18 protein-coding genes are annotated in these 22,586 nt (G+C 48.0%); 5 read left to right on the top strand and 13 right to left on the bottom strand.

The genetic code is table 11. The features are described 5' to 3' along the window. Nucleotides 1-420 precede the first annotated feature (420 nt). The 3 genes from ACK8P8_RS02290 to ACK8P8_RS02280 form a co-directional block, all read right to left on the bottom strand. Nucleotides 421-1,245, bottom strand: coding sequence for a hypothetical protein (locus ACK8P8_RS02290; RefSeq protein ID WP_369860065.1), 825 nt, complete (start codon nucleotides 1,243-1,245; stop codon nucleotides 421-423). Then, nucleotides 1,242-1,925: a hypothetical protein gene (locus ACK8P8_RS02285; protein ID WP_410025508.1), complete on the bottom strand. Its 684-nt coding sequence runs from the start codon at nucleotides 1,923-1,925 to the stop codon at nucleotides 1,242-1,244. Before ACK8P8_RS02285 ends, ACK8P8_RS02290 begins: the two co-directional genes overlap by 4 nt. A gap of 104 nt (nucleotides 1,926-2,029) precedes the next feature. Then, complete coding sequence (locus tag ACK8P8_RS02280; protein ID WP_369860063.1) at nucleotides 2,030-3,229, bottom strand: hypothetical protein; 1,200 nt, start codon at nucleotides 3,227-3,229, stop codon at nucleotides 2,030-2,032. A 468-nt stretch (nucleotides 3,230-3,697) separates the two neighbouring features. Between ACK8P8_RS02280 and ACK8P8_RS02275 the strand changes: the two genes are divergently transcribed. The 5 genes from ACK8P8_RS02275 to ACK8P8_RS02255 all read left to right on the top strand — a co-directional run bounded on the left by ACK8P8_RS02275 (nucleotide 3,698) and on the right by ACK8P8_RS02255 (nucleotide 9,472). Beyond that, the gene (locus ACK8P8_RS02275; RefSeq protein WP_186975632.1) at nucleotides 3,698-5,008 is read left to right on the top strand and encodes an anaerobic C4-dicarboxylate transporter family protein; all 1,311 of its coding nucleotides are present in this window, start codon (nucleotides 3,698-3,700) and stop codon (nucleotides 5,006-5,008) included. A 34-nt stretch (nucleotides 5,009-5,042) separates the two neighbouring features. Continuing rightward, the gene (gene ansB, locus ACK8P8_RS02270) at nucleotides 5,043-6,104 is read left to right on the top strand and encodes an L-asparaginase 2 (protein WP_186975633.1); all 1,062 of its coding nucleotides are present in this window, start codon (nucleotides 5,043-5,045) and stop codon (nucleotides 6,102-6,104) included. Nucleotides 6,105-6,179: 75 nt separating this feature from the next. Further along, complete coding sequence (locus ACK8P8_RS02265; RefSeq protein ID WP_186975634.1) at nucleotides 6,180-7,337, top strand: porin; 1,158 nt, start codon at nucleotides 6,180-6,182, stop codon at nucleotides 7,335-7,337. Between the two features lie 148 nt (nucleotides 7,338-7,485). After that, nucleotides 7,486-8,178, top strand: a complete 693-nt coding sequence (locus tag ACK8P8_RS02260; RefSeq protein WP_099292673.1) for a YiaD family glycine zipper/OmpA-like lipoprotein — start codon at nucleotides 7,486-7,488, stop codon at nucleotides 8,176-8,178. A gap of 103 nt (nucleotides 8,179-8,281) precedes the next feature. Continuing rightward, the gene (locus ACK8P8_RS02255) at nucleotides 8,282-9,472 is read left to right on the top strand and encodes a porin (RefSeq protein WP_369860062.1); all 1,191 of its coding nucleotides are present in this window, start codon (nucleotides 8,282-8,284) and stop codon (nucleotides 9,470-9,472) included. 384 nt (nucleotides 9,473-9,856) lie between these two features. On the opposite strand, the gene ACK8P8_RS02250 is transcribed toward ACK8P8_RS02255, so the two are convergent. The 10 genes from ACK8P8_RS02250 to ACK8P8_RS02205 all read right to left on the bottom strand — a co-directional run bounded on the left by ACK8P8_RS02250 (nucleotide 9,857) and on the right by ACK8P8_RS02205 (nucleotide 22,576). Beyond that, entirely contained in the window at nucleotides 9,857-10,633 is a 777-nt protein-coding gene (locus ACK8P8_RS02250) for a nitrilase-related carbon-nitrogen hydrolase (RefSeq protein ID WP_369860061.1), read from the bottom strand. A 9-nt stretch (nucleotides 10,634-10,642) separates the two neighbouring features. Further along, entirely contained in the window at nucleotides 10,643-12,406 is a 1,764-nt protein-coding gene (locus ACK8P8_RS02245; protein ID WP_369860060.1) for an aconitase family protein, read from the bottom strand. A 158-nt stretch (nucleotides 12,407-12,564) separates the two neighbouring features. Further along, complete coding sequence (locus ACK8P8_RS02240; RefSeq protein ID WP_369860059.1) at nucleotides 12,565-13,323, bottom strand: copper homeostasis protein CutC; 759 nt, start codon at nucleotides 13,321-13,323, stop codon at nucleotides 12,565-12,567. A gap of 410 nt (nucleotides 13,324-13,733) precedes the next feature. After that, entirely contained in the window at nucleotides 13,734-15,293 is a 1,560-nt protein-coding gene (locus ACK8P8_RS02235; protein ID WP_410025507.1) for a DUF6562 domain-containing protein, read from the bottom strand. Between the two features lie 206 nt (nucleotides 15,294-15,499). Beyond that, nucleotides 15,500-16,189, bottom strand: coding sequence for a lipoyl(octanoyl) transferase LipB (gene lipB / locus ACK8P8_RS02230; RefSeq protein ID WP_369860057.1), 690 nt, complete (start codon nucleotides 16,187-16,189; stop codon nucleotides 15,500-15,502). 98 nt (nucleotides 16,190-16,287) lie between these two features. After that, nucleotides 16,288-17,142 carry a lipoyl synthase gene (gene lipA, locus ACK8P8_RS02225; RefSeq protein WP_186975641.1) on the bottom strand — a complete coding sequence of 285 codons (855 nt, stop codon included), beginning with the start codon at nucleotides 17,140-17,142 and terminating at the stop codon, nucleotides 16,288-16,290. A gap of 198 nt (nucleotides 17,143-17,340) precedes the next feature. Then, a complete protein-coding gene (locus tag ACK8P8_RS02220) occupies nucleotides 17,341-18,660 on the bottom strand; it encodes a TolC family protein (protein WP_410025539.1) in 1,320 nt (439 codons plus the stop codon). Next, nucleotides 18,660-19,763: an efflux RND transporter periplasmic adaptor subunit gene (locus ACK8P8_RS02215; RefSeq protein ID WP_186975642.1), complete on the bottom strand. Its 1,104-nt coding sequence runs from the start codon at nucleotides 19,761-19,763 to the stop codon at nucleotides 18,660-18,662. The genes ACK8P8_RS02220 and ACK8P8_RS02215 overlap by 1 nt, the downstream gene beginning before the upstream one ends. A 276-nt stretch (nucleotides 19,764-20,039) precedes the next feature. Further along, nucleotides 20,040-21,299 (bottom strand): ABC transporter permease, encoded by a 1,260-nt coding sequence (locus ACK8P8_RS02210; protein WP_099292683.1) that lies wholly within the window; start codon nucleotides 21,297-21,299, stop codon nucleotides 20,040-20,042. Nucleotides 21,300-21,301: 2 nt separating this feature from the next. Continuing rightward, nucleotides 21,302-22,576: an ABC transporter permease gene (locus tag ACK8P8_RS02205; protein WP_186975643.1), complete on the bottom strand. Its 1,275-nt coding sequence runs from the start codon at nucleotides 22,574-22,576 to the stop codon at nucleotides 21,302-21,304. Nucleotides 22,577-22,586 lie beyond the last annotated feature (10 nt).

Here is a 22,586-nt window from a genome sequence, read left to right as displayed (position 1 = left end):
AACGAGATATTTTCACCCTTTAAACCAACTTTCCCAAACTCGTGACTCACCTCTTTTCAAGTGAGAACATCGCCGCGTATTTACTTTCCGTTTTCCGTGCATTAACCGTATTTAACAGTGAGATAACAGTATAATAATATAAATATTCAATGTATTAAATTAGTAGTTTATTTATATCATCTCCTATTCAACTCCTATTCATCTCCCATTCAATTCCTATTCCAAAGGGATAAAAATAGTATTTTAATAGGGAATGAATATGATTTAATACATATTTGATATATCTTAGATACATATATTATATTAATAATATATCGGTTATCCACGGGTTATACCGGGATAATAGTACAATAAGACCACCATAGACTAGCCATGATGGTCAAAAAAACATTTCGAATTTATAGATTTTTTGTTCTGTCCTTACCGGGAAAATGAAACATATTCCAAACTTATCACCCGCGTAACATTCGGATAATCCCGTCGGTATTGTTCTGTAAAATCCTCTCCCATCCACGCTTGGACAGGTCCTAAGTCTCTTGCAACAGACTTACCCTCGAACAATTCATCCCCGTGAATCATTTTACCCGCTTCGGATTCGCCTCCTTCCGGTAGTCCTTTTACAGGCAACTCGTACACGTGTGTCACGCCATTGTATTCAAACGTCAATCGTTCCGGCTTCACATTCCTATCCCACACGAATATCCCCGGGTAACTCTCATCGTTTGACGTCCCCGGGTAAACGACAAGTTTTCCTTCATATCGCATAGAACTCCATTTCTCCTGCATCAATCCATATCGTCCGCCCTCTAAAACCGGAAACTTCGCCCGCAATTCTTCCTCGAGCATCTCTTTTACATCCGCGTCCTCCGTTTCCACGTAAACGGCAACACGCTTGACCTCCAAGGCTCGTTTTTTTGCTTCCACGTGAAGCGGAAGCTTTATTTGTTCCCCGGCACGATCCGCCAACGTAATTTCCGTATCGCCCAGACGATAAGCCCGAACTTCCATCACATCCTTATCAACACTGACATCAGCGATCTCTTTATTCCCGGAAACCACCGAATATTCGCCGTCACCGCCACTTACCCGAATCCAACTTTCCCCGACACTAACATTCACTTCCGTCAATGTATTCACACCGGATGGATCCAAAATCTTCAACGATTCATCCTTATCGTCACTACATGATGTAAATACAAACACCAAATTCAATAAAACAGGTAAACAAACGCCTGCAATTCTCATAACTTCCGATTTAAACCGTCCGGTAAATTCTTGAAATATTGTTCCAAACGAATAAACTGATCTTTTATCAACGAGTAATCCATCCCCTCGACCTTTTTCCGGTACATGGAGAAAAGTTCCAATGTCCTACGCCTGTCCCTCGTCTTGATATAATGCAGGCATATCCCGTGCAGAATGCGCTCACCTGTCCATACCGACAAAGCCGGACAACCGGACACGTTATATATATCCAGTACCTTCTCCAACTTCTCGTAATCGTTCATCTCCTTGAAAAAAGACAAACCCACGCTCCCGAATTCAACGATCCATTTCTGCACGATAGAATCGAGTTTGGCAATTCTCATTTCAAACCACGGCTTATCTTCCAACGGAATCCCCAGATATTTATACGCCCATCCCACGTCGAGCACACCGCAAGTCGGCATACATCCCGACTCTAAAGTTGCCTCGCTAAACAAACGGGAAACTTTCTTGCTCGTCACAAAATACTCTGTTCGCAATGATACATGATCGTCACCCCAATCCGTGAAACGCAGATTGCACTCGTTTTTCCATTCCCTGTTCTCGTGAACAAACGAGTTCTTTGACCTTAGAAAATGGTAACCGTGCTTTTCCATGGTAGGAAGGATATCCTCTATAAAAAGTTCCTTAATACACTCGATTTTAATTTTCATGTGCATACGCTAACCCCTATTTATTGCCAGATCCGTAATTCATTATCAAGTACAAAGAGAATAAAATTTTCTTTATTTTACTACATAAAAGATTATAAAGTTTACAAAGTTTATTTTTTCTCCACGATTAATTCTGCCACGAAGCGACTTTCTTCATCAACCGGGGTCAGATTGATATACCCTGAAACGACCTTCCCGTGATGAATTTCCAACGGAAACATTTTCCGTCGCTCTTCCGCGGAACTGCGGATTTCTCCCGCCTTGGCTGAAAAACGAATACAGAAACGCCCTTCCGCCTCCCCCGCCAAATGCCGTTGTAACTGTAAAGCGACAATCCCCATGTTGTAGCGTAAATTGATTTCCACGCATGGCTGTATCCGGTATCGTCCCTCTTCGTCTTGATAAATCATCATATCCACGCCCAAATATCCCGTGTATATCCCTCGATACTGTTCGAGCAAGGCTTCCGTCAAAAGTTCCCGGACACGTTCCAACACCTCCTCGTCCGCGTAAGCCGATATCATGCCCCGCAATCGGCTTTCCGACGCGACGACATTTCCCTCGTATTCCCCCCGCTTACCGGTTTTAAACACGGAAAATCCTAAATATTGCAATTGAAAATCATTATCCATCTTGAACTCCATGGCGAAATCAAGTATTCGATTCAAACGCTTCTCGACCATCACGAATCCTTGCTTATGCAACATTCCGGAAACAATCTCTTCTTCTTTCTTCGTGAACTCTCCCCGCGGTATAAATAATATACCTTTCCCGGAAGACGACCATGGTGCCTTCACCACTACACTTTCCTCGCCGGTGATCTCCCGAATGGCATCCAAGGAAGAACATTGCCGGGGTACGACCGTCGCTTCGACCAACGGTAACCGTTGCCGGATAAACTCCAAACATTGGCGAGCCCTTTGCCTGCTATACAACTCCCGTCGTTCATCGTTCCATTCCGCCATAACACCTTGCCGGAATCGCTCACCGCAACGGGTTTTCAACTCGCCCAGTAAATTATGTACCCTAGGACTCCACCCCCACGGGCGAACTTCCCGGAAAGACAATAAACACGCTCTATCCCAAAGAATCGGCTTGCACGTCAAACCGAATACTTCCCGTCTTCTCTCCAAGAAATCATATCCCGGTAGCCGGGATACCAGAACATAATCCTCTTCCCCCGTCAAATACGCCATCAAAAAAGAAAGATTATCCGCCATCAAAGCGATATTCGCTTTCGGCGTGTAACCATTGGTGCCGTTGGCAACAGAAATCTCGTTATCCGGATTAAACAGGTACAGATCTTGCATATATTCCAAAATTTATAGCAAAAATAATACTTTCGGATGAATATAGAAAGGACGTAGAGTTTATAAAGTCACGGGTGTCCTTCGGACAAAGCTTAACGGTAGCGTGAGCTGCCGTGGGCAAAGCGCCCGCAGGGTCAATGAACTTTATAAACCTTATAAACCTTACAAACCTTATGAACTTAATAGACTCTATCTATCTTTATTCTAGCTCAATACCCCCTTCCATAAAGCCCTAAAAGCAATCATTTATTTATAAGAAATTAAAAGTTTGGCATACAAATTGACTATATGCATTTGTTAATTTTAAACATTATAATATCTATTATCGGATTATTATTTTAACGAGAAAACCTTTTATTGTAACTAATTGTTGATAAAAATGTGAAACCTTCTTGTTAAGAAAACCGTAAAGTATGGGTGTTGAAATTAGAATAATTGCATTATTAAACATTAAAATAAAGAAAAGAGATGATTTTACAATTAGCTTTCGTTTTAACAGCAATCATCATCGGAGCGCGTCTAGGCGGTGTCGGGTTGGGTGTTATGGGCGGAATCGGGCTGGGGATTTTAACATTCGTGTTCGGACTGCAACCAACAGCCCCTCCTATTGATGTCATGCTCATGATCGTGGCGGTAATATCAGCCGCGGCCGCCATGCAAGCCGCCGGAGGACTCGACTTAATGGTTAAGGTCGCCGAACGCTTACTCAGAAAGAACCCCGCGCACGTGACGATTTTAAGTCCGCTCGTGACTTACGCCTTTACATTCATCGCCGGAACAGGACACGTGGCTTACTCCGTGCTCCCGGTTATCGCCGAGGTCGCGACAGAAACGAAAATCCGACCGGAACGTCCGCTCGGGATTGCAGTCATCGCGTCACAACAGGCTATCACGGCAAGTCCTATCTCGGCTGCCACGGTTGCCCTACTCGGGCTATTAGCCGGTTTCGATATTACGTTGTTCGATATTCTGAAAATCACGATTCCCGCCACCTTGATCGGCGTGCTTGTAGGGGCATTCTTCTCCATGCGGGTGGGTAAAGAGCTTGTTGATGACCCGGAATACCAAAAACGTTTGAAAGAAGGTGTATTCAACGATAAGAAATACGAGTTGAAGGACGTGGCCAACAAAAAGAAGGCAAGTCTATCCGTTCTCGTGTTTATCCTCGCTACCGTATTTATCGTGCTTTTCGGTTCATTCGACAACTTACGCCCTTCCTTCATGATTGACGGGAACCAAGTATTACTGGATATGCCGGCAATCATCGAGATTCTGATGCTGTCTGCCGCGGCGCTTATCTTGCTGGTAACCCGCACGGACGGGTTGAAAGCCGCGCAAGGTTCCGTGTTCGGGGCAGGGATGCAAGCCGTCGTGGCAATCTTCGGTATTGCGTGGATGGGTGATACATTCCTGCAAGGCAATATGGCTGAATTGAAATCTTCCATCGAAGAAGTCGTAAGACAGATGCCGTGGTTGTTCGGTATAGCCTTGTTCGTCATGTCTATATTACTGTATAGTCAGGCAGCAACAGTCCGCGCTTTGATGCCTCTCGGGATCGCGTTGGGTATATCGCCTTATATGCTAATCGCCATGTTTCCCGCGGTAAACGGGTATTTCTTTATCCCGAACTACCCCACCGTGGTTGCCGCCATTAACTTTGACCGGACGGGTACCACCCGCATCGGGAAGTACGTGCTGAACCACTCGTTCATGATGCCCGGACTCGTTGCCACGGTTGTAGCCGTCGGGCTTGGATTGCTTTTTATTCAGATTTTCTAATAGTCTATATTATAGTAAATTTAAAACACAAGTTATGAAAATGTTTAGAAATTTAAGTTTGCTGGTAGCCTTGGTGCTATTTTCTGTTGCAACAACGTTTGCACAAAAGTTGCCTAACATACATATATTGGCAACAGGGGGTACTATCGCCGGAACAGGTGCCTCTTCTACCGGAACAAATTACACTGCCGGACAAGTAGCTATCGGGACATTGCTTTCAGCCGTTCCCGAAATTCAAAAGATTGCTAACGTAACCGGGGAACAAATCGTGAAGATTGGTTCTCAGGATATGACGGACGACGTGTGGTTGACTCTTGCCAAGACCATCAACAAATTATTGGCTAGAAAAGATATTGACGGTATCGTCATCACTCACGGAACCGACACGATGGAAGAAACGGCTTACTTCTTGAATTTGGTAGTGAAAAGCAACAAACCCGTCGTTCTTGTCGGGGCAATGCGTCCCTCTACCGCCCTCAGCGCGGACGGACCGTTGAATCTTTACAACGCCGTAGTTGTTGCCGGAGCGAAAGAATCCATCGGTAAAGGCGTACTGGTTGCCATGAACGGACTCGTTATCGGCGCGCAAAGCGTGCTTAAAATGAACACTATCGACGTGCAAACGTTCCAAGCACCGAACTCAGGGGCTCTCGGGTACATTTACAACGGTAAAGTATTCTATAACCAAGCCACGTTGAAAAAACACACCAGCCAATCCGTGTTCGACGTGACCAACTTGAACGCGCTTCCGAAAGTAGGTATCGTTTACAGCTACTCCAACATGGAAGGTGATGTTGTTAAAATGATGGCTAACAGCGGTTACAAGGGCATCATTCATGCCGGTTTGGGTAACGGTAACATTCACAAGAATGTATTCCCGGAACTGATTAGCGCGCGGAACAAAGGTATTCTTATCGTTCGTTCCACCCGTGTACCGACAGGTCCTACCACCCTTGATGCAGAAGTGGATGACAATCAATACAAGTTCATCGCTTCTCAAGAATTGAACCCCCAAAAGTCCCGTATTTTATTAATGTTAGCGTTGACGAAAACCAGTGATTGGAAACAAATCCAACAATACTTCAACGAATACTAACCAACTGAAAACAATACAGGTAGAAGGTCGTAGCCGCGTATAACGACACGACCTTCTACCATAACAAAGCAGAACATGAAAAAATTAGCCATATTAATAGTCGTTATGGGGTTCGGCGCGAGTGCATTTGCGCAAAGCTCTCCCAAGGAAAAAACACTTTTTGAACGAGTAAGCAATGTCGAGAAAAAAATCGACTGGTTCAACTTCTACCTGAATATGCAAGGGTCATTCGATGCCAGCTTCAATTATGACAGGAACGGATTGAGCGAAGCAGCTTTCAAGATGCGTCAATTCCGTATCGAGGCAAAAGGTAACATTACCCCGTGGTTGTCCTATCGCTGGCGGCAACGTTTGAACCGCGGTAATAACGGTAGCGGTACGATTGACAATATGCCGACCTCTATCGATATTGCCGGTATCGGGGTAAAACTAAACGACCAATTCTCTTTCTTCGCAGGAAAACAATGTGCCGCTTACGGGGGTATTGAATTTGACCTTAATCCTATTGAAATCTACGAGTATAGCGACATGATCGAGAACATGAGCAATTTCATGACCGGATTGAACATCGCTTACCAAGTTGATGATAATCATCAGATACAATTCCAAATTTTGGATAGCCGTAATAATTCATTTGAAGATACTTACGGAAAGAACCTTGAAGACGGAAGAGCCCCGTTACTTTATACCATAAACTGGAACGGTAGTTTATTCGACGGTTTCTACAAAACCCGTTGGTCTGCATCCATTATGTCCGAAGCAAAAGACAAACAAATGTATTACTACGCGTTAGGTAACGATTTTACCTTCTCCAAGAAAGTAAACGCATTCGTGGATTTCATGTATTCCGACGAGGACATTGACCGCAAAGGTATCATGACCGGTATCGTGGGACTAGAAGATGAACACAACGCTTTCAATGCCAAATACATGTCATTGGTAGCCAAGGTAAACTATCGTTTCTTACCGAAATGGAACGTTTTCATGAAAGGAATGTATGAAACCGCATCTATCTTCAAAGCTACCGAAAATGTAGAAAAAGGTAAATACCGCACCTCATACGGTTACTTGGCAGGTGTTGAATTCTACCCGATGGAATCCAATTTGCACTTCTTCTGTACTTTCGTGGGACGTAGCTACAATTTCACCGATCGCGCTAAAGTACTCGGTAAAAATAACTACAACACGCAAAGAGTAGAAGTCGGGTTTATTTATCAATTACCGATGTTCTAATACTTTAGTTTATAAAAAACAAGGAGGTGTGTCTGTGACATACCTCTTTTTTTATCCCCTTACCTTCACTTTATTTTGAAATTATTAAAATGGTATTACTTTTGCGGAGAAATTAACGAGTGAAACCAACATTTCAAATTAAATACATATGAAAAGGACTAATTTATTCACCATTTTAGCATTGAGCGGAAGTATCATTCTTTCCGGATGCGCTTCCATGAGTAACACGGGTAAAGGTGCGGCCATCGGTGCCGGTGGCGGTGCGGCACTTGGCGCAGGCATCGGTGCCTTGGTAGGTAAAGGCAAAGGTGCGGCTATCGGTGCAGCCATCGGCGGTGCAGTGGGAGCCGGAACGGGAGCCTTGATCGGGAAGAAGATGGACAAGCAAAAGAAAGAACTGGAAGCTATCGAAGGAGCAAAAGTAGAAACAGTTACCGATGCCAATGACTTGCAAGCGATCAAGGTAACTTTCGACAACGGTATTCTTTTTGCCACTAATTCCAGCCAATTAAGCAATTCATCCCGCGATGCTTTGACGAAATTCGCCAATTCACTCAAAAACTCTCCCGACACGGATGTTACAATCTACGGGCACACGGACAACACGGGTACCCGTGAAGTAAACGAAAGAGTATCCAAACAACGCGCGGACGCGGTAGCCAACTTCCTCGTGGGCAACGGTATTTCTCGCGCCCGTATCACAACCGAGGGACTTGCTTTTGACCAACCCGTCGCGGACAACAGTACAGCCGAGGGACGCGCGCAAAACCGCCGGGTAGAAATATACATCACGGCTAACGCCAACATGATTAAACAAGCAGAAGCAGGAACATTACAATAGAAAACTAAAAGATAAAAGTTAAAAACTAAAAGTTTGAGATAGCTTGAGGCTACTTCCCGGCTTTTAGTTTTTATTTTTTTAGTCTTAAACTCTTTCACCGAACATGAAAAAAGGACTTTTACAACTCACGCTATTCACGCTATTATCACTGGGAGTAAATGCCCAAGGTCTATTATCACGATTATCAAACGGCGATACACTCTCCAGTCAATCTCTTTTCGAACGATTGACCGGGATAGAGAAAAAGACCAATCGTTTCAATCTCACGCTAAATATGCATACCTCGTTCAACGCCGCTCTCGAAGATGGTTCCCTACAACAGGCCGCATTCAAGATGAACCAACTGCGACTGGAAGCCAAAGGGGATATAAACGACTGGTTATCTTACCGCTGGCGGCAACGACTGAATAGCGGCAACACCGCCCACGATCTGGACAATCTTCCATCGTCCATCGATTATGCCATGCTTACCATTCGTCTTACCGACAAATTGTCAACGATGATCGGTAAACAGGCAGCCGCCTATGGGGGGATTGGATACGATCTCGATCCGATAGAAATCTACCAGTACAGCGACATGATCGACCTCATGTATTTTGACTTTATGACGGGAATCACCTTCTCGTGTATGCTGACACCCTCGCAGGAAATCGTTTTACAAATCACCAACAGTCACACGGCATCTCTAAAAGACATATACGGTCTTCTTCCCAAAGATCTGGAAGAAAGCAGGGCACCCCTTGCCTACTCGGTCAACTGGAACGGGACATTCTTCAACGACGCCCTTAAAACCCGTTGGTCATTTTCTCTCCTAACTCAAGCGAAAGAAAAATACAATTACTTCTATGCCTTGGGAAATGAATTTACCTTGGGAAAATTCAACATGTACCTTGATTTCTATCTCTCGAAAGAAGATTTAGATAGCCGGGGCGTATTGAGTGAATTTTATAGGGAAGACGCTCATCTTCCTTGCGCGGAGAATGCCCGTTACACCTCTTGGGTAACCAAATTGAACTATCGTTTTTTACCTAAATGGAACGCTTTCGTGAAAGGAATGTACGAAACCGCTTCTTTATGCAAGAACATGGAACAGATGGAAAAAGGGAAATACCGTACTTCCTACGGTTATTTCGGGGGAATCGAATTTTACCCCATGACGGACAATCTTCACTTTTTCGCCACCTACATGGGACGCTCGTATCGATTCACGGAAAGAGCAAAAGCATTTGACAGCCACAATTACAACACATCGATATTTTCCGTCGGCTTGATCTACCACATTCCGTTGTTTTAGCAGCGAGTTGCAGGTTACAGGTTAACTTACTTGTATTAGGGACTGTAACTAGCTCTCCCTCTGTTTATAGAGGAAAACTGGCGAGTAAGAGAGAACAGACAGAGAGCTTGCTCGTTGTCTGTCGAACGAGAGCCAGTTCGAGACCGGTTTCCGAGCTCAATACCCCGAAGGGGGGGAGGGAGTTTTTTAATTTTAGATTTAATGATTTTAGATTTCAAATTAAACTCCTCCGTCCGCTTCGCAGCTACCTCCTCTATAAACAGAGGAGGAGTTGGAATACAGTCCCTAACGCAGGGAAAGCAACCTGCAACTCGCCGAAGGCGACTAAAAATCATAAATCTAAAATTCCTCAATCACCGAATCAGCAATTAATAAATCACTGAATCAATAAATCTCCACCACCTTTATCTCGTCTTTTCCTTCATCACAACGGTCTATCCACTCCCCGTCCGTGCCGACTATTCCCGAATCCCCGGCATAATACAATCCATTCGAGTCTGTACCCGCACAATTTACTCCTATCACGTGAGCTTTATTTTCTTTAGCCCTTTCCCGCAACAGTTTCTGCCAGTCTTCCCGACGGGAAGCCGGCCAATTCGCCACGTATATCGCCACGTCATACCCCGTCATGTTCCGGCTCCATTCAGCGAATCGTAAGTCATAACAAATATAAGTGGCTATCTTGAATCCCTTGTAATCAAAAATAAGTTGCCCTTCCCCCGGCGAGAAAGCTCCTTTTTTAAAACAGTTGTGCTTGTCGTAATACAAACACTTCCCGTCCGGGAAAGCCGCAATCAACCGATTGTAATACCGATCGCCTTCCGCAAATATCGTCGAACCCATCACCACCGCTTTTTTACTTATCGCCCACTCTTTCAACTTTTCACGTATATCCCCGTACCGGGCGGCAATCTCAGCTTTCTTATCCCCGCCTCCTTTCTTCATCTCGCAACCCGATGCAAACAACTCCGGGAACACAATTACGTCCGCCTCGCCACATCTCTCCACCCTCTCCCCGAACGCTTTCAGGTTTCCGTCCACATCACCCCATTGCAAGTGTGCTTGAATAAGGGCAACCCGTAAGGATTGCCCTCTCTCTGTTCCGGCGTACCCGGATACAACAAAAAACAACACACACATGAAAATCGTCAGTCGCATCATATCTTTAAATCATGAAAAGGCTTTCGCGAGTCCGCCTTTTCCGATAATTTCACTAAATTCCTTGTCCATTCTCGGGAGTGGGTATTCTCTGTCATTCAAATACGCAACCCGATTCTCCCAGTCGAATTTCAATGATTCACCGGAAGTATAGGCATCCGCAATAGCCCAGTCTACCAGAATCAGCAAACCGTGATTAATCGCCATACGATAGAAATCATGGTTTACCGACTTCACGATAACCAATTTCACCCCGACAGCCACCAACCCCGTGGCGGCGTGTTTCACCAACGGTCCGCGACCGAAGTTCTCCCCGGCTATGATAATATCACCCGGTTTCGCGTCCGTGGCAAAATTCTTATCCAACCCGGCGAACAAGTAAGGCTTGATCTCCTCCACCTGTTCCAGTGTCAAACGGTACATCAATTTCTCCGCGAAAATCTGGTTACTCGAGATATTATCCACGTCCGCATAATTCCATACCCCGTTCACCCTACGATAATCATAGCCGCCCAACATCACCGGCTCAACGGGTTTTACCTCGTATTTATAACGCACTCCCTCGAAATGAATCACCGACGAGAGCTCCCCGCGCAAAGCGGTCATGGCAATCGTGGCGGGAGAAGCAATATATTTCTCAACACCGGAGGCATTCGCACCCCCGATATACATGCTGTTCGCCGTCGATATCAAACGACTGTTCCCTGCCGAGGCAACGTGTCCGACACCGAGGCACGGTCCGCAACTCGAACCCAATACCATCGCACCCGAGTGCACGATCTTGTCAATAATACCTTCCTCTACCGCTTTCAAATAAATATCCCTTGAAGCGGGTACCACGAACAACTGGAAGCCGTCAGCGATACGCCTCCCGTCGAGAATCATCGACACCAGTCTTAAATCTTCCAAACGTCCCGAGGCACAAGCCCCGATCAATCCCTGTTGTATTTTTAAACCTTCAAATTCATCCACGCTTCGAATCTCTCCTTTTCGGGTATTGAATATCAAAGGAAAGACTTTCGCCAAATCAATTTCTATCGAATGGTCGTACACGGCTCCCTCGTCAGCCCAAACACCTCTCACGGCAGGCTCGTTGAAATAATCCGCCAGCGTGTCATCCGGTGGGAACGCGGCACTCACCACGCCCATTTCGGTAGACATATTGGCTATCGTCATACGGTCATCTATCGTCAACGACTCCACGCCCTCGCCGTGATATTCTATCGCCTGCCCGTTCACGTCAAGTTCCCCGAGTACACCTTTAATCCACAGTGCCAAGTCCTTCGCCAGAACACCTTCCGGCAAGCGGTTTTTCAACACGATCTTTACTGTTTCCGGAACCCGGAACCACATTTTTCCCGTCTTCCACAATACCGCGGTTTCAGTTTTGTTGATTCCCAAGGCAAACGCGTTGAAAGCTCCCGCTGTTGCCGTGTGTGAATCACTTCCCACCACCAGCATGCCCGGTCGCACCAGCTCCGCCAATATCTGGTGACTGATCCCGCTATCGCAATCGTAGAAATGTTCAATTCCCTGTTCCTCCACGAAATCCCGTATCGAGTTATACTCGAACGACAACTCGTGCATCAGCCCGGAGGCTTTCCCGTCCAGCACGATTACCACCCGCGACGGGTCGTGTACCTTCGTCCCGTGAATCCGCTCGAAAAGGAATCTGACCCTTGCCGAATTATCATGACTCATCACGTAATCCGGTTCCCGAATCACAACACTTCCTTTTTCCGCATTTAATATTTTCTCTACAAATGTACGCAACATCGTCTTCGCTTTTAGTTTACCCTTTTATTTTATTTTAGATTTTAGATTTTAAATTTTAGATTTTAGATTGAATGATTCAAGGATTTACGATTACCCGCGCGCGAGCCGCACTCATTTTAAATTCTAACACGGGCTTCCGGCGTCCTGCAATTTAAAATCTAAAATCTAAAATCATCTTTCGCTTCTTTCACCACCGCCTCTATCTTCTCCACGTCGCTGTAATACTGCTCGTATTCCGGCAATCCCGGTACTCCACCCATTGACACGTCCGGGTTACGGTACACCATCCGGCTATCCCTGCCGCTCTTGCCGCTCAAATGCACGGCATCCACCCCCGCGTCCAGTAACGAACGTGTATTCGCGGCGTTCACCCCGCTTCCCGCCATGACCTGTACGCGTCCGGCTGCCCGTTTGGTCAATGCTCTTATTTGCTCCAGTCCTTCCGCCACCGTGTTACGCCCTCCCGAGGTCAACACACGATAACATCCTGCCCGAATCACGTCTTCCAAAGCCTCGTTCAAATCCCGCGTCATGTCTATCGCCCGGTGGAAAGTAACTTTCAACGGGGCGGCAAGCTCCACCAGTTCACGGGTACGTTCCACGTCCACCGTTCCGTCAGCCTTCAAAATTCCCAGCACGACACCGTCCGCACCGCTCTCCTTCACGTGCCGTATCTCCTCTTTCATCAACTCAAATTCTTGCCCGGAATAAAGAAAGTCCCCGCCTCTCGGGCGAATCATCACGTAAAGTTCTATGGACAACAGTTTCCGTGCCATACGGATTATCCCAGCCGACGGTGTCGTCCCCCCATCATACATCGCCGCACATAACTCTACCCGGTTAGCACCTGCCGTTTGGGCATTCATGCACGATTCCAATGAAAACGTGCAAACCTCAACCTCAATATTTCTCTTCATTCCCTTACAATCTTCTTAACGCGAAATCCGTTTCATAACACGAATATAAAGAAATAATCGACAACCTGCAAATAATTCAAGAAATTAATGCTCCTGTCGATTCCGTGATCCTATCAATTCAGTGATTTATTGATTGCCGATTCAGTGATTGAGGAATTTTAGATTTATGATTTCTTGATTTATGATTGGAAAAGTTAGCTGAAGACGGGACTGTATTCCAACTCTCCCTCTGTTTATAGAGAGAGTACGGCGGAGACGGGAGGGAGTTTGTCGATTCTGTAATTCTATAATTTTAGATTGAATAATTCTAGCTACACAAACGATGCCACATGAATCACGGAATCGGAAATCATTAAATTAAAATTAAAATACTCGTTCTACGTAGCAAGACAAGGGCGTCAGTTAGTTATTCAATCGCTCTTGTAATTCACGTTCACGTTCTTGTTCTCGAAACGGGTAGCTATTTCTTCCCATCGCACCCGTTGGTCGGGGTGCAAGATCAGGGAAAGCGATTGGTCGTTCCCGTCACTTCCCGTTTGCTTGCCACACACGAGGTCATAATCCGCCGGATCTGCCATGGTGGAAGCATCGAGCGCCGCAATCCCGGCCTCGCTACAATCCAGAATCGTTAACGCCGTGCATCCCGTCAAGTCCAGCGTTGCGATCCGGGTTTTGTTGCAATACAATGTCGTTAACGCCGCACGTCCAGCCACGTCCAGTTTGGCGATCGGGTTGTTGCCACAAGCCAATTTCGTTAACGCAGGACATTCCGTCAAGTCCAGCGCCAGTATCTGGTTAAAGTGACACTCCAGCCTCGTTAACCCCGTGCGTCCCGCCAAGTCCAGCGTCGCGAGCAGGTTACCGTTACAACACAATGTCGTTAACCCGGTAAAGTACTCGATCCCTTTCAACGTCCAAATGTTCTGGTAATCCACGTTAAGCTCGGTGACGACCGCAGCTTTTTCCTTGATGATGTAGCCCTCGTTGTCGGCATAACCTTTCATGATACAGATGCGACGGAAACTGACGTCAGGGATGTAGAGGTCAAATTCCTTAGCGGTGACGGACACGGAAAGATTGACGTCGGGGCGCAATGTGCCGGCCAGGTAAAGGATGTTGCCAATGACTGCGGTGTTCCGGTCCCGTTCGACGGGAATATCGGCGGGGACAGTGAAGGAATCACCGCCCGCAAGGGTCATGACAATCTCGCCGAGTGCGATATGCGCCGGGCGCAGCGGGGCAAAGATATAGTCCTCGAGCAGGAGTCCCGTCTCGGTGGCGAGGGCAGCGACGGTGGGATTCACCGCAACGAGGTCGGCGGCGGGGGTACCAGTGGCAACGTTAAAGCCTCTCGGCACGCTGTACGCAAATGTGGCGGCGACGGACACCATGTCGTTATTCGCAACGTAAAGTCGCCCGAAAGGTCGGGTGAGGGTGACCGTACGGCGGCACGCACCATACTCTTTCTTGATGTCGAGGCTGGCACAGAAGGCGTCACGGGCGGAGTCGTTCACCTTGTAACCGGTGCCCGCTTTCCGGATGGCTACGGCGGTAAGGAGATTCAAGGTATTATAGTACAGGTCGGCGTAGTGGTTGAAAGTGACATCACCGGTGGAAGCGCAGTGTACCTCCACGCTCGTGCCGGTGTTCTCCTTAATGAAATCCGCCCATAGCAACGCCTTGTAGTCACTAGTACCGGGAAGCTGGAAGGCAAACTCAACGTTCTCGCCCGTATCGGCGATTTTCTCCTCGCGGAGGATGAGGTTTGCCGGGGTTTCCGCATCCCATGCTTCCACGATGTAGCGCAATTTGTGTCCCTCGGGTATAGCGATCGTCCCGGCAGGCGACGTGCCGTTATCAATGGAGACGGAGAGGGTGACACTGTAGTCAGGCTGCACTTTGTCTTTCCCGCAGGATGCCGCAAGAAGGACAAGCAGGGTGATAGTGATAGCCGTTACTGTTCTTTTCATGGTTTTCAATTTAATAATAATTATTACATTGTAGCCCGCTGTAACCGGGAATAACTGTCTTTTTCACGCCGAGGAGCCGCACGTTAACTCTCTAAAAACGATCGTTTAATTATACACAAATATATTGATATTTTCAATAAAAACAATAGTATTTTATTTTGTCTATTGAGTTACACGAATAATTACAAAAATCACGGGATCCGCAATCATTGAATCACTGAATCAACAAATTCCATCCCGAATAATTCCATGAAATACCGTTTCACGGCGTCTTTCACCTCTTGCATCGGCACGTCGTGTCCCAGCTCTTTAGCAATGGACGTCACCCCCTTGTCAACGAAACCGCAAGGATTGATATAATTGAAATAGTTCAAGTCCGTGTTCACGTTTAGCGCAAAACCGTGCATAGTCACGTAACGGGAGCACTTTATCCCGATGGCACATATCTTACGGGCACGGGGCGTACCCGTGTCAATCCACACGCCCGTGGCTCCCGCCAGCCGTTCCCCGCGGATACCGTATTCCCCGATGACACGAATCACGACCTCTTCCAGACGCTCCACGTAGTCTTTCACCCCCACCCCGAAATTAGCCATGTCCACGATCGGGTACACGACCAATTGTCCCGGTCCGTGATACGTGATGTCGCCGCCCCGGTTTACCTTCACGAACTCGGCATGCGCCGCCTGCAACTGTATCGCGCCGATCAGCATATTCGCCTCGTTTCCGCTTTTCCCAAGCGTGTACACGTGGTTATGCTCCACGAAAAGCAAATAGTTTTCCGTTTCCTCCCCTCGCAACTTCGCGGCAATCACCCGCTCGTGCAATTCTTCCTGCTTCTCCCATACCGGCATATAACTTGCCGTACCCAAGTCAAGAAACTTTGTCTTTTTCATGTTTAGTTTATAAGGTTTATAAAGTTTATAAGGTTCATAAAGTTCATGGTATCTTAATAGACTTTATGAACTTTATAAACCTTATGAACTTGATGAACTCATTTTACATGCTTCTCCGCGTGATAACTCGACCGCACCAACGGACCACTCTCCACGTGGCGGAATCCCTTTTCCAGTCCGATACGCCCGTACTCTTCGAAAGTCTCCGGGGTCACGTACTCTTTCACTTCCAAGTTCGCGGATGTCGGCTGGAGGTATTGACCGATGGTCATCACCTTGCATCCCGCGGCACGCAAATCGTCCATCGTCTGTAATATCTCCTCCCGCGTCTCTCCCAGTCCCAGCATAATACCCGACTTGGACACGATTCCCGACTCGCTCACCTGCCGGATCACTTCCAGCGAGATATCATATTTCGCGCGGCTCCGCACGCTATCCGACAATCGCCGCACGGTTTCCAGATTATGGGATATTACCTCCGGACGGACGTCTATCACCTGTTGCACCAGTTCCCGCCGTCCTTGAAAGTCGGGTATCAAAACTTCCATCGTCGTGTTCGGGTTCTCCCTCTTCACGGCTTCGATCACCCGCACCCAATGCCCCGCGCCCAAATCTTCGAGATCATCGCGATCCACCGAGGTTATCACGGCATGTTTCAATTCCAGCAACTTCACGGAGTTGGCTATATTCTCCGGTTCCCGCGGGTCAAGCGGAGCCGGACGCCCTGTCGCCACGTTGCAGAATTTGCACGAACGCGTACACACGTCGCCCCCGATCATGAACGTGGCAGTACCCGCTCCCCAGCATTCCCCTTGGTTCGGGCACATCCCGCTCGTACAAATCGTGTGCAAGTTATGTCCCCGCACGATGTTCAAAACTCCCGTGGACAACTGTCCCATCGGTAATTTAATTTTCAACCATTCCGGTTTACGTCTATTATTACAACAAGCCATAACGCTTCATTTTTTACAATCAAACGCGAATATACTTTTTTTTCTCCTCCCAACGCAACCTTTTTATATTTCCTGCATCTATTGAATGTGACTAAGTAATAAAAATGGGTTATAAAAAAGTGGACTCACGAAGTAGTTCCAATTTTAGGGTTAGTAGTAAATAGTGGTAAAGAAGGTGTGTTAAAAACACACCTTCTTTTATTCCAAGACAATCGGTATCCCCTTGTAATAATCCAATATCTTCAACCGGAAGAGATAGTCGTACTTCGCTTGAATACGATCGGAAACGGCTTTTTGCAAAAGGGTTTTGACCTCGTTAAATTCAACCCCGGTAGCCTTGCCTTCCTCGTATTTCCGCTCCGTGAGGCGATAGGATTCCTCGGCAGCTTCCACGGCGGTGGCACTGGAGAGGTAAGTGGATTGGGCGGCAATGGCACTATAATAGGCTTGTTGTATCTCCTTGAACAGAGCTTTCTTGGCGGCATCGAGCATAAACGATTGGTTCTGCATCTGCAAACGGGCACTCTTTACCTTGTCACGCGTTTCCATACGGTTGAAAATAGGAATGGTCAGCGTAAAACCGAACGATTTGTTCATGTTGTTGGTGAACTGGCTGCTGAACGAGGGGCTGTCGAAATTCGCCACGGTGTAGTAGCCCGTGGTAATCCCGGCGGCAAATTCCAACTGCGGGTACAAGGCACTTTGGGCAATACGGATACTCCGTTCGGCTCCCGCCACGCGATGTTGGGCGGCACGCACGATAGGTTTCGACACGACGGCAATATCGTAAATATCCTGTGGCGGGGTGAGCAACTCGAACGTGGGCTCCATGTCGGGAGCGACAATAGCGAACAGCTCCGGCGAAGACAGTTCCAGTATCTGGCTAAGATCGAGCAAGGCGAGTTTACGATTGTTCTCCGCTTGAACGGCAGTCACCCGATCTTGTGCCAAGCGGGATTTCGTTTCATAGAACACAGACGTGGAAGCTTTGCCCACCTCGTGCAAGCGTTTCATCCGGTGGTGCTGCGCCTCGCTCACTTTTAACTGCGCGGCGGCAACCTTACTGATTTCCTCCGCAAAAAGAACTTGCAGGAAAAGGGATGTGACCTGCATACTGACATCTTCACGCGCTTTTTTGAGGTCTTCCATCGCGGCATCGAGGTTGAGTTTCGCCAACGCTATATTGTGAGTGATCTGCATCCCGGAGAAAAGGGACACGCTGGTTGCCGCCTCGAAACTGGTATTACGGGTGTTACGGTCGAAATAGGTGTTATCCAGCGGGGACGCCACGCGCCCATAGCTGAACGACTGTCCCGCCCTCGCCCCCAAGTTCGGCAGGCGGCGGAATTTGGCGGTATGAACTTCTATCTCTTGACGGTCGAGGGCAATCTCCCGTTGTTTGATCTCGATATTGTTGTCAAGGGCGTGTTCGACACATTGGCGGAGTGTCCATTTTTCTTGTGCCCCCGCCCCGAGGCTGACCAGCATCGCCACGATTACAAATTTCGCTTTCATCATCATAGTGTGTTCGTTTTTTCGGTGCCGCGCACTTTATCGTCGGCGGTGATACCCTCTTTTACCTCTATCTTGATGCCGTCGCTGATGCCCAGCGTGACGGGACGACGCTCGAATACCTGCTCGGGACGCGTACCGGTAAGGACATGAACGTAGTTTTTACCGTCCTTGAATTCCACGCAACTTTCCGGCACGGTCAGCACCCGCGGCGACCGCTGCAACACGATCTCGGCGTTGGCACTGTACCCGGAACGTATGTAAACGGAATCGGGTATGGTGATAGCGGCTTTAATCTCGAAGAGGTTAGCCCCGTTTTCCTCCCTTGCGCGCGGGGATATGTACTCCAGACAGGCGTCAAACTGCATATCCTGCAAGGCACCGATCGTGAGCTTGATAGGCATCCCCTCGTGAACGCGTCCGACCTCGGTTTCATCAATCTTTCCCTTGAAGATCAAGTCACTCATGTTCGCCACGATAGCGATAGTGGTTCCGTCGTTGAAAGTGTTGCTCATGATCACGGAATTACCGACTTTCACGGGGACGTCGAGAATCAACCCGTCGATCGTGGAACGAATCATAGTGTTGCTCGCCGAGGCACTCTTGCGGGAGATACCGTCACGCACGATATCAAGGGCATCGGCGGCGGTTTCCTTCTCCTCCTTGGATTGCGACAGGGCAACCTCGCATTTCTCGAACTCCTCTTTACTGATCAGGTCGTCCTTGTACAGCGTCTTCATGCGCTCGAACTCCTGCACCGCCTGCCTGTAATTGATGTCGGAAATACGCAGGCGGCTCTCGGCGGCACTCAACTGTCCCATTTCGGGGATTACTTTCACTTTGGCAATCACTTCCCCGGCACGAATCGGCTGTCCCGCTTCCTTGTAGACCTCGGCGATGATACCCGATATCTGCGGCTTGATCAATACCTCGTTACGAGGCTCCACCTTACCCGTCGCCACCGTGTTTTTCTCCACGTCAGTGACAACGGGAGTGACTATCTCGTACACCTTCTTTTTAGGTTGCGACTTCACGTACAGGAACCCGAACGTCCCGATAAATACAGCTACAATCAAAAGTAGCACAAAGATTTTAAAGAGCTTTTTCATATTTTAGATTTTAAATTTTAGATTTTAGATTTAAACTCCCTCCCGGCTTCGCCGTATTGAGCTATCGCTCGAACTGACTCTCGCTCGGTAACGTGGAAACAAGTTTCCCCGCTACTCTCGCTTACTCGCCAGTTTCCCTCTATAAACAGAGGGGGAGCTTAGTTACTCACCGTCTTCGGTTACTATCACCAGCTCCTCCTCTGTTTATAGAGGAGGTGTCGGCAAAGCCGACGGAGAAGTTCATTTTCAATTTTCAATTCTCCATTTTCAATTGTTTCATTCTTCCCGAATCGCGTCGATCGGTTTTATATTCATGGCACGAAACGCGGGAGCCAGTCCCGCGAGGCTGCCGAGCAATAACAGGATGAAGGTTGCACCGACAACCGTCCAGAACGAGATTTCAAAACCGGCATAATAGCCCTTGGCAGAAGTCACGCCGACGTTCATCAGTTCGAGGACGTAGACGGCAAGGGAAATACCCAGCATACCCGCCAGTCCGGTAAGCACCATGCTCTCGCTGATAACCTGCCCCATGATATCGTAAGGACGGGCGCCGATAGCACGCCGCACACCAATCTCCCCGGTACGCTCGCGCACGGTGATCATCATGATGTTGCTCACCCCGATCACTCCCGCCAACAAGGTTCCCAAGCCGACAATCCATATCAACAGGTCGATACCTATAAACAGGTTCTCGTACAACTTGTATAACTTCTCCGCATTTATAAGGAGTACCGCCTGCGCATCATTCGGGGCAATCATGTGGTTCTGCTTGACGACGCGTTCCGCCGCCGACTCTATCGTCTGAATCTTCACGCCCGGCTTGCCCGTCATGGCAATAAGGTGTACCGAGTTGCCCGTCTGATAGGTATTCTGCATGGTCGTGAACGGCAGGATAACGGTTTCTTCGGCATTCCCACCGATATTGATGTCACTGTCGATCGTTTCGACCACGCCAATCACTTGGTAATACACGCCGTCCACGCGGATATACTTGCCCGTGGGATCTTCTCCCTTGGCAAACAGCGTTTCGTAAATACGAATACCGATCACGCAAACTTTACGCTGCTCGTTGACATCGATGTCATTGAGAAAACGCCCGTACACGAGAGATTGATGCTCAATATTCTCGTAATCCTTCATCACGCCCTTGACACCCCCGGTAAAAAACTTGTCTTCATACAATATATTATTATCCCCCCGACGACTGAAGAGCATCGGGACGATGTAAGCAATCTCCGGAATGTTGGAGCGCAGGATATCGACGTCTTTCACGTTGAGGCTCCAGTAACGTCCCTTGCGGAATCCCTTGTACGCCTCGCTTGTCGGGTGGGAACTGACAAAACAGGAGTTGGTGGCAAAACTGCTGAACGAACGCCCGATAAGTACCCGCATCCCGTTTCCCCCGCCAATCAGAACGATCAACATGAATATCCCCCAGAATACCCCGAACGCCGTCAGTATGCTCCGTGTCTTGTTGCGGGTGATCGTCATCATGATCTCTTCCCAACGGTCTAAGTCTATTATATTTCTCATAGTTAATCGGCTCTAAGTGCTTCAATCGGTTTAATTTGTACCGCCTTGCGTGCCGGGAAGAATCCCGCCAGCGTACCCGCGATGACGAGCAGCACGATAAACGAAAGGGCGGTGCCCAATCCCACGGTGGGGTCTTTAAATATGGTGAATTGCAGGAAATCGGTAGACTCCGCCACGGCTTGGGCGTCAAACAGGCGGGCTCCCCATTCCGTGAGAGCGATACCGCCGACCATACCGATATACCCGAAGAAGGTCGTGATAATGATCGACTCAAGGATTATCAGCCACAGGATTGACGCCGGGGACGCACCCAAAGCCTTGCGGATACCAAATTCTTTCGTGCGTTCCTTGACGGTGATCAACATGATATTGCTCACCCCGACCACACCGGAAAGCAACGTGAATATCCCGATCACCCAGATTGCGATCTGTATGATCTGTTGCGCGTCAAGGAATTGCAGGAAAAACGTGAAACGGTTCCACAACCAGACAGCACTACGGTCGGTCGGGTCGAAACGGTGGTGCGCGGCAAGTACTTCCTTGTAGCTCTGCTCGAAAGCATCGCCTTTCTCCCGTGTATCCAATCCCTTGGTGGTAAATAGAATCTGGTCGATTTTGTCACCCTTGATATAAACGTTTTGCGCCGTGGTAAAAGGGACAAAAGCGTCTTGGTCATTGCGTTCCTTATTCTGCACGTAGACTCCCACGACCTTGTAAGCGATGCCGTTCACGTTCACGTATTCCCCGACGGCGTTCCGTCCCTTGAACAGGGTTTCCGCCGTCCGCGGATGAATCACGATCACCTTGCGCCGTTCGTCGAGGTCTAATTTATTAATAAACCTGCCGTTATTCTCCGCTACCCGGTACGGCTCGATTTCCACGTACGAGGGCTCCACGCCGACAAGACTGCACACGACGTACTCGTCGCCCTTGGAGATCGTACGATTGTTCATCTTGAGGATAGCCCCCGCCACACCCACGTGCGCGGGGAACTTGGTTTCCGTGTTCAGCATATCGGTGTTATCAAGTTGTATCACCCTTCCTTTCTGCATCCCCTCGAAAGTCTTGCTCGTGCGGGAACCGTATACCTTGATGGAATTTGTCGCCCGATCGGCGAAGTTACTCTGAAAGCCATTCATCAGCCCGTTGCCGGAGCCGAGTAACACGATCAGCATAAATATTCCCCACGCGACGGAAAAGCCCGTGAGGAAGGTACGCAGCTTGTTCCTGCGGACGGTACTGATAATCTCGTACCAAATGTCAAATCTTATTTTCATGTCGTTCGGT

The organism is Butyricimonas muris, assembly GCF_046365375.1.
In the GTDB taxonomy this organism is placed as follows: domain Bacteria; phylum Bacteroidota; class Bacteroidia; order Bacteroidales; family Marinifilaceae; genus Butyricimonas; species Butyricimonas muris.
This window is presented reverse-complemented; position numbering and strand designations above follow the sequence as displayed.

Bases quoted from the DNA above. Each gene is read 5' to 3' on its own strand.
- ACK8P8_RS02220 (WP_410025539.1), bottom strand. From the start codon at position 18,660: ATGATGAAAGCGAAATTTGTAATCGTGGCGATGCTGGTCAGCCTCGGG.
- ACK8P8_RS02215 (WP_186975642.1), bottom strand. From the start codon at position 19,763: ATGAAAAAGCTCTTTAAAATCTTTGTGCTACTTTTGATTGTAGCTGTA.
- ACK8P8_RS02280 (WP_369860063.1), bottom strand. From the start codon at position 3,229: ATGCAAGATCTGTACCTGTTTAATCCGGATAACGAGATTTCTGTTGCC.
- ACK8P8_RS02275 (WP_186975632.1), top strand. From the start codon at position 3,698: ATGATTTTACAATTAGCTTTCGTTTTAACAGCAATCATCATCGGAGCG.
- ACK8P8_RS02290 (WP_369860065.1), bottom strand. From the start codon at position 1,245: ATGAGAATTGCAGGCGTTTGTTTACCTGTTTTATTGAATTTGGTGTTT.
- lipA (WP_186975641.1), bottom strand. From the start codon at position 17,142: ATGGCTTGTTGTAATAATAGACGTAAACCGGAATGGTTGAAAATTAAA.
- ACK8P8_RS02265 (WP_186975634.1), top strand. From the start codon at position 6,180: ATGAAAAAATTAGCCATATTAATAGTCGTTATGGGGTTCGGCGCGAGT.
- ACK8P8_RS02235 (WP_410025507.1), bottom strand. From the start codon at position 15,293: ATGAAAAGAACAGTAACGGCTATCACTATCACCCTGCTTGTCCTTCTT.
- ACK8P8_RS02245 (WP_369860060.1), bottom strand. From the start codon at position 12,406: ATGTTGCGTACATTTGTAGAGAAAATATTAAATGCGGAAAAAGGAAGT.
- ACK8P8_RS02285 (WP_410025508.1), bottom strand. From the start codon at position 1,925: ATGCACATGAAAATTAAAATCGAGTGTATTAAGGAACTTTTTATAGAG.
- ACK8P8_RS02240 (WP_369860059.1), bottom strand. From the start codon at position 13,323: ATGAAGAGAAATATTGAGGTTGAGGTTTGCACGTTTTCATTGGAATCG.
- ACK8P8_RS02255 (WP_369860062.1), top strand. From the start codon at position 8,282: ATGAAAAAAGGACTTTTACAACTCACGCTATTCACGCTATTATCACTG.
- ACK8P8_RS02250 (WP_369860061.1), bottom strand. From the start codon at position 10,633: ATGATGCGACTGACGATTTTCATGTGTGTGTTGTTTTTTGTTGTATCC.
- ACK8P8_RS02260 (WP_099292673.1), top strand. From the start codon at position 7,486: ATGAAAAGGACTAATTTATTCACCATTTTAGCATTGAGCGGAAGTATC.
- lipB (WP_369860057.1), bottom strand. From the start codon at position 16,189: ATGAAAAAGACAAAGTTTCTTGACTTGGGTACGGCAAGTTATATGCCG.
- ACK8P8_RS02205 (WP_186975643.1), bottom strand. From the start codon at position 22,576: ATGAAAATAAGATTTGACATTTGGTACGAGATTATCAGTACCGTCCGC.
- ACK8P8_RS02210 (WP_099292683.1), bottom strand. From the start codon at position 21,299: ATGAGAAATATAATAGACTTAGACCGTTGGGAAGAGATCATGATGACG.
- ansB (WP_186975633.1), top strand. From the start codon at position 5,043: ATGAAAATGTTTAGAAATTTAAGTTTGCTGGTAGCCTTGGTGCTATTT.